An 11700-nucleotide genomic window follows, 5' to 3' on the forward strand; every position below is an offset into this window, starting at 1 on the left:
TTTTGGCATTGGGCCCTCGGCGCTGACGGAGGCCATGGGCATGCTCAACCACCATTTCGCAGCAGCCGCCTGATCGGCGCAGAGCGACAGCCTACCTCTGACTGCCGCCAATCTTTGCAACAGAGCCAAGGGCGGCACCAGCGTCGGGTGAAGGAAGTAGAGGAGGTTGGCGACAGCAGGCCCAAGCCCCTTGATCTTCAGGCGGTCGATCGCGTGGATATGGCCGATGATCTCCTCGGCCGTGTCGCAACACGAACAGGCGTCTAGCAGGCGGCCGAACGCGCGCTGGTTCTCGGGGCTCTCGTATATGTCGGGGATGCGCAGCTTCGGTTTCCAGAGGAACGCATGGTCCGCACCTTTGAAGATTTGGCGCTGTTCGGCAACGGAATGGACGACGGTTTCGAGCGACGATCCGCGATAGGCGACGCCAAACGAACCGCGCTCGATCTCGCCGACGACCTGGGTGATACCGCGCCGGATCGAACGAAAATTCTTCAGCCGCTCGTCCCACAGGAACCAGCTTCGATAGGTCGCGCCCGGATCGTCACGCCAACGGGTAATGAGCCGACGCACAAGGCCGTCGTGATCCTCTTTGGTAGTTATTTGATCAAGTTGCGCGGCCATGTTGTCGTTGCGATGCCCCCTTCGTTAAAGCGAGACCTAAGCCGCCGGTCGGCCAGCGTCGAGCCGTTCCGTTAAGTGGACCGGGACTTCGCTCGGGCTGAACGTACCGATTTTGCAACGGTGCAGACGCTTGGTGGCACGATGAGCCGTGAGGGGAACGTCCGCCGCTACGTATTGACCAAAGTAAGCAAATTTGCGGGAAGCGCTGAATCATGCGGACTTCGAAGCTGACTTTGCTGGCGGCGGCACTGGCGCTCGGCATGGCGATGGGTCGTGGGCACGATGAGGCCGCAACCAAAAACAAGACCTTCGGACAGCGCTTAGCAAGCTGGCTCGGTTGCCTGCACACGGTGGTGATTCACTTTCCGATCGCCTTGATCATCGGTGCGTTCGCAGTGGAGCTACTCGGGCTTTGGCGGCGCAAGCCTTTACCGAGATACGGCACGCGTCATGCTGGTCGTCGGCTCGGTAGGCGCGATCATCGCCATCGCCGTCCAGGGTTGGCTAGGGGGTTCTTTCATGCATGGCGGCCTCGACCATCTCGCGTTCTGACGTCAGCCGCTGCTCCATATTGATGCGTCAAATGGAGATATCCTAAGGTCGGCTAATTTTGTTTTGGGAGATGATAAATGAGCACCTGCGTGAAGATGATTATAGCGGTGTCGATCGCTCTTCCTGCCGCAGCGTGGGCGCAGTCAGACGCCCGCACCACTGACACACGTGCCGTGGCGGCGGCGCTGTCACAGTATAAGGACGCGATCGAAAAGCTTGACGCTGCTGGAACCGAGCAACTGTTCACGACCGACGCGCGGGTTTTCGAGACAGGAGCATCTGAGGGCAGCTACGCCACCTACCTGGCTCATCATCTCGGTCCCGAGCTGAAGCAGTTCAAATCGTTCCGCTTCTCCGACTACAAGGTTGACGTCCGCTTCGAAGGGTCGGTTGCCCTTGCGACCGAGACCTACCGTTACCGGATCGAGCCAAAAACCGGTGAGGCCGCCGAACGACTCGGCGTCGCCACAAGCGTGCTTAAGAAGATGAACGGACGATGGAAGATCGTGTCCATGCACAACAGCGCTCGGAAACTGAAGGGCACCTAACGGATTGCCGGCAGAGACTGTCGCGTGAACGTTTTTGGCACGTGCGTGCGGTCCGGGTCGTCCGCCCGTGCATGGACGGCGATCATGCCGGAAGCTGGGGGCGGATCATCCCCCAGCCATAGCACCAGGTCGGCGGCTGCCATGCTCTCGCGCGCACGCTCCACCCCGATGGCTTCAATCGGATCGCTCGTGTCGGTGCGCCCCGCGGTGTCTGTGAAGACCCATGCCAGCCCGCCCCGCTCGACCGGCGCCTCGATCCGATCGCGCGTCGTGCCGGCAATTCGCAGCACCGGATTACCGATCCAGGGATGTGCTTTCGGCAGATTGCGCTAGACCGGCATACTCATGATGTCCTTGTAGGCCGAAAGCACTTTATTGCGAACTTGTAACGTCGCCTCGAAGGCGATTGAGGACTCCTGCCGCGCTAGCATGACCTTCGCAATGTCGGTTTCCTCTCCTCGTTCGTAGGCGACCGTCAAAGCACCAGCGCGCGCATTGATCGCGTTAATTTTTTGAAGCTGCGTCTGAAAAGTGGTGGCGAAGCCGCCTGGCTCCGCGAGTCCTGATTGCGACACGCCCGCCGCTCCGCTCACTCCTGAGACGGAATTCGGGCTATCCGCCTTTCCCAGCGCGGTGTTCATCGCTGCGTCAAAAGCCGCTCCTCTCGTAGCCCCAGAAACGGTGTCAGAATTCGGGTTGCTCGCTACATTCCGAAGCGCCGCGTTCTTGTCGAGTACGGCGTTCCGCAAGGCCATGACATCGTTGATGGAGATGCTGCTCATATTCACCTCAGTGCGCCTTCAGCGCACCTACATGTCGCATTGAAACCGTTAGGTTACGGTTAACTGAACTTAGTACTGATTGCCTATTCGTGAAGCCATGCACCGACTCGCAATTAGGTCCGCGCAAGGCTGCTACGGTTAGGCTATGGTCGGATGGTATAATTATCAATTACTTAGCGGAATAGACACGCGGTTACTATGGGGCGATCCTAATCGTGCATCGTACCGCCTCGTCTGCTTTGCCTGCCGCTTTTCTGCATCGGTCGATCGTCTCGCGGTTGGCCGTCACGATCTTGTCGGCCCCGACGATCGCGCGGAACGCGGCCGGGCTGGCGCTCTGCATCATCCGCTGCCCCGCTTCCCAACGGGGAAGGTCGAGCGTCCGCGCCGCCATGCGCTCGGGCCATTGCCAGCTCGCCGGCGCGATCTCGCGCGCGACGAGGCCCGGCACGATCGCCCATGCAAGGATGCCGGCCACCGCCCCGCCCAGGGCGAACCATAGTTGCCGGTTCCTCTGGTCGGCGCGTGTCCATGCGGACCCGGCGATGGCGCGAAGCTCGGCCATGACGCGGGCCTTGTCCTCGCCCGCCTTGGCGAGCGCGGCCTGGTCCTCGCGCCGGGCGGCGTTGCCCGCCGCCGCGATCCGCTGCGCCATTTGCTCGGGCGTCATCGCCAGCGCCGGGGCGGCCTTCAGAAACTGGCCGATGCGCGCGATGTTCTCGCCCGCCGTGTCCACGCCCTGCTGCATCCGCCCCAGCGTCTCGGAATAATCGGGTATGTCTTGTCCGCCGCGCTCGGCCGCCAAGCCCTCCACGGCGCGGCGCAACAGCGCAAGCTCGCCGCGCATCGCCTCGAACGCCTCGGCTGCGTCGGCTCCTTGGCTATCGTCCTCGTCCGTCACCTGTCCCCCTTACCGGCTCATGCCACGATCGCGGTCGCGGCCTTGTCCGACCGACTGCGCGAGCTCCTGCCCGATCGACCGGCCCCGCTCCATGCGCAACGCCAGCTCGGACGCGCGGGCGCGCAACACGGATTCGAGCTGCGGATCGCGATGCAATCCGCCCGCCATGTTCTCCATGCGCTTGCCCAACTTATCAGCGCCCGCACGGTCGCCGGCACGCTCCATGCTGGCGCGCGCCTCCTTCATGCCCTGCCACTGCTCCACGAACCGGTCCGCGCGCTTCTCCGGGTCGATGCGGACCTGGCGCTCCGTCTCCATCGCCTTCACCGCGCCGCCCGTATTCCCCTCGGCCGCGTCGCGCGCGAGTCGGGGGTCGCGCTCGATCGCGCTGGCAAGGTCGCGGCTCCCAAGCGGTCGCACCTGGTCGAGCGCGTCGCCAGCCTTCGCCAGCGCCTGTTCCTGGTGCGCCAGCACCGGCAACCCCTTGTCCCGCATCCGGCCTATATCCGCTGCGGCGCGCCCATAGCGCTCGATCGCGCGGGCCTGCGAGGATGCCGGCGGCCGATCGGCCGCGACACGCTCCGGCGACGTCGCTTTCTCGGTCGCCGGCTTCGGCCGGAACCCCGCGAACATGCCCCGCGCCTTGTCGCGGACCTTCGCCACTATTTCACGCGCGAGTTCCGGGAACCGGATCTCGCGCCGATCGGCGAACGCGCGGGCCTGGTCCTGTTCCGGGCGCGCATAGTCGCCCGCCATGTCCTTGCCCCGATCACGCGACAGGGCGCGGACGAGCTGACGCTGATCGGCGAAGTCGTCGCGGCCATAATAAAGCTGCACGTCGTCGCGATGCCGCGACATGCCGACATAGGCGCTGTGGCGGTCCATGCCGGGGGTGGCGAGGACGTGGGCGCGATCGACCGTCACCCCCTGCGATTTATGGATGGTGGCGGCATAGCCATGATCAACATGGGCATAGTCCTTGGTGTCGAACGCGACCCCGCGCCCGTCATCTAGGCGCACCGCCATGCCTTCGGGCGATACCCGCTCGATCGTGGCAAGCGTACCGTTCTTGACACCCATGCCGCGTTCGTTGCGCAGGAACATGATGCGGTCGCCGGTCGCGAACTGCCGCTCGCCGCGGTCCGCCTTCACCGTCACGTCGTCGCCAAGATCACCGGATGCCCGCAACCGGTCGCGCGCCTCACCATTGAGGCTCTGCACCTCGGCGTTGGTGTGGGTGAGAATGATCCGGCTCTTGCCCGGCTCGGCCTGGCGCGCGCGATCCCAACCGTCCACCAGCTCGCCCCGCGCCTGCTCACGCGTGTCGGCCGCGTGGACCATGCCCTTGCCGTCATAGGCGTGGATCGCCTCGCCCGTGCGTCCGGTCGCCAAGGCGCGTGTGGCGTCGCGCTGCCAGCCCTCGCGCTGCCGGCGTATCTCGGTGATCTCGGCCGCGCCGTGGCGCTCGGTGATGCTGCGGAACGCCGCGCCGGCCTCGATCGCCTGCAACTGCTCGGGGTCGCCGACCATCACGACCTTGGCCCCGGCGTCGCGTGCCTGGCTCAACACGCGCTCCATCTGGCGCGAGCCGATCATGCCGGCCTCGTCCACCACCAGCACGTCCTTGGGACCTAGCTGCTCGCGCCCCTGCCCCCATGAGTGCTCAAGGCTGGCAATGGTCCGCGATGCGATACCCGACCCGCCCTCAAGGTTCTCGGCCGCGATGCCCGACAACGCCGCACCGCGAACCGTGTAGCCCTGGCCCTCCCACGCCTCACGCGCGACGCCAAGCATCGCCGATTTGCCCGAACCGGCATAGCCGACGACGAACGCCAGCCCCGCATCGCCGGTGACATGATCGAAGGCGTCGCGCTGCTCATCCGACAGGACAAGTCCACGCCCCTCGGCCGCGCCGATCGCGGCGTCACGGGTAGCCTCGCCAACGCCATGCCCGGCGCGGCTCGCCAGCTTGTCGCCGGCACGCTCAAGCCGGTTCTCCACCGCGATCATGTCGCGGGACGTGAACCGCTCCTGGTCGCGCCCGTCCTTCCCCAATGCGACCAGCTCGGGCGATCCCCGAACTGCTCCCATCACCTGGTCGAACTGCTCCTTGCCGTCGCTATGCCGGAACGCGAACGTCGCAAGATCGCGGGTGGTGAACGTCGCCTGCTGCCGCGTGATCGCGTCCAGCGCGACATTGGGATTGGCGATGATCTTCGCGCCGTTCTCACGGGCGATGCGCGTGTGATCCTCGATCCGCTCCGCCTCTAGCCCCTGCTCCGGTCGCCGCGATGCAGCGGGGCCGATCTTGTGCTGCGGCTCCAGCTCGATCCCCTGCGCCTCGTAAGAGCGATGGTCGATCCGGCCCTCAAGCCCGAGCTCGGCCATGCGCTCGTTGACGTGCGCGCTCCACGCCTCGCGCCAGTCCTTCAACAGCTCGGTCGAGTTCCAGTCGCGGTTCTTCTTGCCGAACCCCTCCGGCCCCACATCGCGCATCGCCAGCATGACATGTGCGTGCGGCTTCGGCGTGCCGTCCTTCGCCTTGTCCCAATGCACGTTCAGGTCGGCGACCATGCCGCGATCGACAAACTGCTTCTTCACGAAGTCTTGCGCGAGCGCGACGCCCTGCTTCTCGTTCATCTCACGCGGAATCGAGAACTCCACCTCGCGGGCAAGCTGTGCGTCCTTGCGCTTCTCCCCAGCCTCCACCTCGTTCCACAAGGTCGAGCGATCGTTTAAACGCTCCGGCGCGCCCTCCGGTAACATTACCTCGGAGTGGATCACGCCCGCCTTGTTCGAGAAGTCGTGATCGCGTCCAAGCCGGACGTCGTGCAGCTCGGACGCGGAACGATAGGCGGCGCTCGCGACGGCGCTCGATCCGTTTGCGCGGCTCACAACCTTGGCGGAGAAATGGTAGATCGCCATGACGCCCTGCTTATTGCACTTCTGGGCGCACGTCGGCAACGACGTATAAGCGCGCACTCATCCTCCGCTTCGCTCCTCCTGACTGACTTGGTGCTGCTTCTGGTTTGCGCTTCGCGTCCGGTCTGGCAAACTATTACGGTGAGGAGAGTGCGATGAGCCGTGCCTACGAAGATGCGATGGAACGCCGTCGCGACGAGTACGTCGCCAGCGCGTTGGGTATTAGTGTCGAGACGCTGGAGGATTACCCCTTCGAGCTTGACGAAAACGCCAGCGACGATGGTTTGGTCTATGGCTGGCGCGTTCTATGGAATGATGAAGCCCCGCCCGATGTTGATGTGAACGGTGCGGCCGGCTCGCTGTGGTCGAATATCCCAGCAGAGCCTGATGGACCCGACGAGGATGATTCCTGATGCGAAAGGTTCGGGACTACGATGCGGAACTGAAGGCGCTGAATGACAAAGCCCGCGCGCTCAAGGCGAAGCGTGTCGAACAGCTTGGCCAGCTTGTCGCCGCGACCGGAGCCGATGCGCTCGATGCGGAAACGCTCGCCGGCGTCCTGCTCGATGCGATCGGATCGAAGGATGCGGACGCGAAGGAGGCGTGGCGCGCAAAGGGCGCGGCCTTCTTTCAACGGCGCGGGCGCAAAGGTGGCGGTGCTGCTGCAATCGACGGATCGGGCGCTGCGACTGAACCGGGCGGCAACGCTGCGGGCGGAAGCGGCGGAACGACGAACGGATAGCAGGGGCTGGGTCGTGCAACGTCGGACACGAACACGCCACCTGATTGAGCTGGGCGGGCTGGTCCAGAAAGCCGGGCTGGTCGAGCTTACCGACGATGATCGCGCCACCCTGTACGGCGCGCTGCTCGACATCGCTGGGCGTGGTCGCAGCGACGATTCCGGGGACGTGCTGGCGCTGTGGAAGCGACGCGGCAAGCGAGCGTTCGACGCGGAAGCCGAAGGGAGCGAAGCGCAATGAGCGATTTCGATATCGAGACGATCCGCCGCCAAGTCCGCGCGATGGATTTCGTGCGCGGCACGCCGGCGGAAATCGCCATATGGCAGGAGGACATGGCGGACTCTCGCGCCAACCTGGTCATCGAGGACATGATCCCGACGCTCAACGACGATGCATTCTTCGCGATGATGCTGGACGAGGGCGTGCCCCCTCCCCTCGTCTCGCAAATCCTGCTCCGGCTGCTCGATCATCCCGACGCCGACCGGTCACTGCCCGTAACGCCGATGGGCACGCACTGATGCCCCGGTGACGGATCAGCCCGCTGTTCGCGGTCTTCGTCGCCTTCGTGGTGCTGATGGCGAGCAACGCCTGGCTCAAGGGCATCTTCGGCTATGGCGAGATCGCGACCGACATTCCGTTCCTGCTGGCCGGCGCGGTCCTGTTCCTGGCCTGGCGGTTCAACCGGCGTGCCGCCAACCAGCGGAGCGATCTGCTCGGCTCCGCCCGCTTCGGCGACCGCGCCGACGTGCGGAAGCTGGAAGCGAACGGGGATCTTCTGATCGGCCGCTCGGCGAAGTCGGGCAAGCTGCTCCGCTACGACGGCGCGGCGCACCTGCTGACGATGGCACCCACCCGCTCGGGCAAGGGCGTGGGGACGATCATCCCCAACCTGCTGCTGCTCGATCGCTCGGTGATCTGCATCGACCCCAAGGGCGAGAACGCCCGCGTCACCGCCCGCGCGCGTACCACCAAGGGCAAGGTCTGGTGCCTCGATCCGTTCGGCGTGTCGGGTCAGCCCCCTGCCCGCTACAATCCGCTCGACCGGCTCGATCCCGCCAGCCTCGATCTTGCGGAAGATGCCAACACCCTCGCCGACGCGCTGGTGCATGACGCGCCGGGACAATCGGGCGAAGCCCACTGGAACGAGGAAGCCAAGGCGCTGATCGCCGGGCTGATCCTGCACACCGTCATCCACGAACCCGCCGATCGCCGCGTGCTGGCGACGGTGCGCGACAAGCTGACGCTCGCCCCTGCGGCCTTCGCCGCGCTGCTGGCCGATATGCAGGACAGCGCTGGCGCCGGTGGTCTGATCGTCCGCGCCGCCAACCGCCAGCTCGGCAAGTCCGACCGTGAAGCCGCCGGCGTGCTGTCCTCTGCGCAGCGCCACACCCACTTTCTCGATAGCCCCCCATCGTCGCCAGCACGGCCGCGTCCGATTTCACCTTCTCAGGCTTGAAGGACACGACCGCCACCGTGTTCCTGTGCCTGCCGCCCGATCGGCTCGATACCTATGCCCGCTGGCTGCGGCTGCTGGTGAGCCAGGCCGTTACCGACATGGCGCGGTCCACCGCCCGCCCTCCACGGCCGGTGCTGTTCCTGCTCGACGAGTTCGCCGCGCTCGGCCGACTGGAGCCGGTGGAGCGCGCGATGGGGCTGATGGCGGGTTATGGCCTCCAGCTCTGGCCGATCCTTCAGGACATGCACCAGCTCAAGGCGACCTATGGCGAGCGGGCCGGCACGTTCATGTCCAACGCGGGCGTGATCCAGACGTTGGGGTCAACGATCATGCCACCGCCGACATGCTCTCGCGCACGATCGGCGACACCACGATCGAATATGACACCGTCAGCACGTCGCGCGGCACCGGCTGGGGCGACAACCGCGCCGGCCCTTCGGAAAGCATCAGCGGACACGTCTCGGCACGAAGGCTCGCCACGCCCGACGAAATCATGCGGATGCGGCCCGACCAACTCCTGCTGCTTCGCCAAGGCGAACACCCGCTCGCGGTTGAGAAAATCCGCTACTACGATCAGCGCGAGTTCGCCGGCCTGTTCGATCCTGCGTGATTTAAGCCCGCTGGAGACGCTCGCGGCAACAGGCACCCCGAACTAACAGAAAGCCTCTTCTCTGCCCTCAGGGCGCATCTAGGCGACTGTAGCCGGCAATTCCGTCGCCACTCGCCCTTACTTCTTTTTCCGCTTAGCCAGCGGCGTTTGCGCCGCCTCTGTGACGCCGAAGGCGGCACGAAGTGAAAGCGTATCGGCCATAGGCCGATTCCATTTGACTTTCTCATCGGTCGCTGGGGCTGCCGCCGTTAAAGGATTCTGTTAAATAGGAATCGTTAAATAGGTTAAGTCGTCAAAAAGGCTTACTTTTTTCCTTTAACGCAAAGGCTTACCGAAGCCTGCGGTGTGTGAAAACACGTGATTTGGTGTGTGAAAACACGATAGCGCGGTGTGTGAAAACACGAATCAAAGGTGTGTGAAAACACGATAGCAAACGGCTCGGGAACGCCGCTTGCCGGTGTTCAAGGGGCTTTGCCGCCCCTGATATCGACCGTCAGCCGGGGCACCGGTGTGTGATAACACGATAGTTAGGAGCGACCTGAAAGTCGGTCCATGAGGTCATCGACCTCTGTGGTGCGGCGTCGATCGGCTTCCATGCGGTCGCGTCGATCCTGCTCGGCCTGGAGCTGCTCGGAGAGCGCCAAGGCTTCCGCCTCCCCTCTCAACCGGAATTGAATGGCTGGGCTACCATCATTCGTCGCCACCATTTCCACAGCATAATCGGGGAGTTGGTTGGCCTCCACGATCTTGCGCAGCATCCGGTTGAACTCTTTGGGCTTGCTGTCGCTGCCGGTCTTGTCCCGCAGTACCTCTACCCGGCACGTCCACCCGCCGCGCTGATTGCCGGCGTGTTTGCGGGCGATACGATACAGCGCGCGCTCAAGCCCGCCGGTCAGCAGGAAGTAATCTGGGTGCATGGTGAGAAGCGACCGCTCCGCCATGATCCCCTCATAGACCCAATCCGACAGGGTGATGGTCATGCCGCGAGGCTGGTCGGTTTCGGGATCGACCTCCAGCGTCCATTTGTCGAGCCAGTTGAAACCCGCCTTGCTGCGACGCTTGGGCGCGCGGATGGACGTGGAAATTGAAGTCGTCTGCAACCGCTGTAGGGCGGCTTGGAGGTCTTGATAGGCGCGCCCGCTGGTGTTGCGCTTGATCGCCCGCAAAAGGTCGTAGGACGTGGTTGTAAGCGTCCTGGGCAGGTCGTTTATCCCCTGCTCCCGCATTCGATTAAGCGCTGACGTGGCCCATATGATGATATCGGCGTCCCAGATCGTCGCCATGCCGTAGGCGGGTATCGCCTCGATCTTCACCCAGGTTGCGCCGTCCGGGCTGGTATATTCGATCGGCTTGACCCGCTTGCGTTTCTGCAAGGAAAAGAACGGCCGTTCCATCGTCTCCCGCTGATCCTTGAGCGGAAGGTCACCCATGATGGGCAGGAACAGATCGAACTCCGGGCTAGGGTCGCGCCGTTTCTTCACGCTTCAATCCTGCACGTTTGCAGTTGTGCATGTGTGCACACGTTCAAGCACGTCCGAACTGCTTGTCTGCGTCATATTTGGCGACCAGTTCGGCGATCGCTTCGGCCAACAAGTCCTGGTGGCTACGGCGCGTCCTTGCTGCCAGCACTCGGAACGCCTCGGCTGTCGGATCGGCGGGGTCGAAGTAAGCACCCAAGTGATACTTGCCCGGTCGTTGCCCACTCGATCGCGGGGCGCGCTCGACTGGTGGCGAGGCTACGCGCTCGGGCGCGGCGGGTTCCGGCTTCTGTTTCGTTGTGACAGCGGGCGCGAGAAGCGATGATCGTCGTGCCATAATATCAAGCCTTCACATTTGCAGGTGTGCAATTCTGCAATTCATCAAACAGGAATTGACGAAGTGATGCAATCTCCTGGGCGGCTTTGCCGGATGGCTCATGCTCGATCACGCCAAGCCCGTAGGGCCATGCTGCCCGATAGGCGCTGCGTTCCCTGATGACGGAACGCGCTACCCTTAGCCCCGTGTCTTCCGCCAATGTCCTCGCATCATCCAGCAGCGTCGTTGCCGTAGGAGGAGCCGCATTGAGCACGACAAAGCCGGTCCTGCCGGTGCTGATGATGAGCTGGGCCGTTCGTTTGATCGCGTCGAGGTCGATGAGGGAAGGGCGGCACGGTATCAGCACGATATCCGCCCGCTGCGCCGCTGCGGCTGCCTCGGCTCCGGCTGCCGGGGGCGTGTCGATGATGGTGAGCTCGAAACCGTTTATCTCGGCCGCGTCGATCGCTTGGTTCAAGCGGCGCGCGCTGATCGGCTCCACATGGGGTAGCTCGGCCTCGCGGCGCTCGCTCCACGCCGTCGCGCTTTCCTGTGGGTCAAGGTCGAACAGGGCCGTCCTGATGCCTGCCGCCTGCGCCGCGACTGCCAAATTGACCGCGAGCGTCGTTTTGCCGACGCCGCCCTTTTGTGCCGCAAGTGTGATTATATGCACGTGTGCACACCTTCAATATTGATAACGTGGTAATATGCAGAATGTCAGGATTCCACAACCTTTCTCTTGCCGGCCGAAAGCAGGCCCAGGGCTGGGTG

General features: G+C 64.0%; 13 protein-coding genes and 2 pseudogenes. 7 read left to right on the forward strand and 8 right to left on the reverse strand.

Annotation, left to right across the window (positions count from 1 at the left end; genetic code table 11):
• Positions 1–126: 126 nt before the first annotated feature.
• A pseudogene (locus tag WP12_RS21200) lies at positions 127–624 on the reverse strand (type II restriction endonuclease); the annotation flags it as partial.
• 384 nt (positions 625–1008) lie between these two features.
• On the opposite strand from WP12_RS21200, the gene WP12_RS26075 reads away from it, so the two are divergent.
• On the forward strand, positions 1009–1176 hold the full coding sequence (locus WP12_RS26075; protein ID WP_235399244.1) for a hypothetical protein: 168 nt from the start codon (positions 1009–1011) through the stop codon (positions 1174–1176).
• 77 nt (positions 1177–1253) lie between these two features.
• Positions 1254–1724: a YybH family protein gene (locus WP12_RS21205; protein WP_046195645.1), complete on the forward strand. Its 471-nt coding sequence runs from the start codon at positions 1254–1256 to the stop codon at positions 1722–1724.
• Here the strand turns inward: WP12_RS21205 and WP12_RS26365 are convergent.
• From WP12_RS26365 to traA, 4 genes are all read right to left on the reverse strand, one after another.
• Positions 1721–2014: a GTPase gene (locus WP12_RS26365; RefSeq protein WP_046195646.1), complete on the reverse strand. Its 294-nt coding sequence runs from the start codon at positions 2012–2014 to the stop codon at positions 1721–1723. The genes WP12_RS21205 and WP12_RS26365 overlap by 4 nt on opposite strands.
• 39 nt (positions 2015–2053) lie before the next feature.
• On the reverse strand, positions 2054–2506 hold the full coding sequence (locus WP12_RS23655; RefSeq protein ID WP_046195647.1) for a flagellar hook-basal body complex protein FliE: 453 nt from the start codon (positions 2504–2506) through the stop codon (positions 2054–2056).
• Between the two features lie 196 nt (positions 2507–2702).
• Entirely contained in the window at positions 2703–3407 is a 705-nt protein-coding gene (locus WP12_RS21220) for a DUF6118 family protein (RefSeq protein ID WP_046195648.1), read from the reverse strand.
• A gap of 9 nt (positions 3408–3416) precedes the next feature.
• Positions 3417–6332, reverse strand: a complete 2916-nt coding sequence (gene traA / locus WP12_RS21225) for a Ti-type conjugative transfer relaxase TraA (RefSeq protein ID WP_046195649.1) — start codon at positions 6330–6332, stop codon at positions 3417–3419.
• Between the two features lie 152 nt (positions 6333–6484).
• Between traA and WP12_RS21230 the strand changes: the two genes are divergently transcribed.
• The 5 genes and pseudogenes from WP12_RS21230 to WP12_RS21250 all read left to right on the forward strand — a co-directional run.
• Entirely contained in the window at positions 6485–6742 is a 258-nt protein-coding gene (locus WP12_RS21230) for a hypothetical protein (RefSeq protein WP_046195650.1), read from the forward strand.
• On the forward strand, positions 6742–7071 hold the full coding sequence (locus WP12_RS21235) for a conjugal transfer protein TraD (RefSeq protein WP_046195651.1): 330 nt from the start codon (positions 6742–6744) through the stop codon (positions 7069–7071). The genes WP12_RS21230 and WP12_RS21235 overlap by 1 nt, the downstream gene beginning before the upstream one ends.
• Positions 7072–7084: 13 nt before the next feature.
• Positions 7085–7309, forward strand: a complete 225-nt coding sequence (locus tag WP12_RS21240; protein WP_046195652.1) for a conjugal transfer protein TraD — start codon at positions 7085–7087, stop codon at positions 7307–7309.
• Entirely contained in the window at positions 7306–7587 is a 282-nt protein-coding gene (locus WP12_RS21245) for a hypothetical protein (RefSeq protein WP_046195653.1), read from the forward strand. Before WP12_RS21240 ends, WP12_RS21245 begins: the two co-directional genes overlap by 4 nt.
• 182 nt (positions 7588–7769) lie before the next feature.
• Positions 7770–9135, forward strand: a pseudogene (locus tag WP12_RS21250) (type IV secretory system conjugative DNA transfer family protein); the annotation flags it as partial.
• A 527-nt stretch (positions 9136–9662) separates the two neighbouring features.
• Here WP12_RS21250 and WP12_RS21255 read toward each other — a convergent pair.
• The 3 genes from WP12_RS21255 to WP12_RS21260 are packed head-to-tail and all read right to left on the reverse strand — an operon-like array spanning position 9663 to position 11602.
• Complete coding sequence (locus WP12_RS21255) at positions 9663–10616, reverse strand: replication initiator protein A (RefSeq protein ID WP_046195654.1); 954 nt, start codon at positions 10614–10616, stop codon at positions 9663–9665.
• A gap of 43 nt (positions 10617–10659) precedes the next feature.
• Entirely contained in the window at positions 10660–10950 is a 291-nt protein-coding gene (locus WP12_RS26370) for a ribbon-helix-helix domain-containing protein (RefSeq protein ID WP_327196242.1), read from the reverse strand.
• Positions 10951–10954: 4 nt separating this feature from the next.
• Positions 10955–11602 (reverse strand): nucleotide-binding protein, encoded by a 648-nt coding sequence (locus tag WP12_RS21260; protein WP_046195655.1) that lies wholly within the window; start codon positions 11600–11602, stop codon positions 10955–10957.
• Between the last annotated feature and the right edge of the window lie 98 nt (positions 11603–11700).

It is taken from the genome of Sphingomonas sp. SRS2, from assembly GCF_000971055.1.
Taxonomy (GTDB): domain Bacteria; phylum Pseudomonadota; class Alphaproteobacteria; order Sphingomonadales; family Sphingomonadaceae; genus Rhizorhabdus.

What these genes read in the sequence shown, in the direction of transcription:
- traA (WP_046195649.1), bottom strand. Translation starts at nt 6,332, where the DNA reads ATGGCGATCTACCATTTCTCCGCCAAGGTTGTGAGCCGCGCAAACGGA.
- WP12_RS21245 (WP_046195653.1), top strand. Translation starts at nt 7,306, where the DNA reads ATGAGCGATTTCGATATCGAGACGATCCGCCGCCAAGTCCGCGCGATG.
- WP12_RS21235 (WP_046195651.1), top strand. Translation starts at nt 6,742, where the DNA reads ATGCGAAAGGTTCGGGACTACGATGCGGAACTGAAGGCGCTGAATGAC.
- WP12_RS21205 (WP_046195645.1), top strand. Translation starts at nt 1,254, where the DNA reads ATGAGCACCTGCGTGAAGATGATTATAGCGGTGTCGATCGCTCTTCCT.
- WP12_RS26370 (WP_327196242.1), bottom strand. Translation starts at nt 10,950, where the DNA reads ATGGCACGACGATCATCGCTTCTCGCGCCCGCTGTCACAACGAAACAG.
- WP12_RS23655 (WP_046195647.1), bottom strand. Translation starts at nt 2,506, where the DNA reads ATGAGCAGCATCTCCATCAACGATGTCATGGCCTTGCGGAACGCCGTA.
- WP12_RS21230 (WP_046195650.1), top strand. Translation starts at nt 6,485, where the DNA reads ATGAGCCGTGCCTACGAAGATGCGATGGAACGCCGTCGCGACGAGTAC.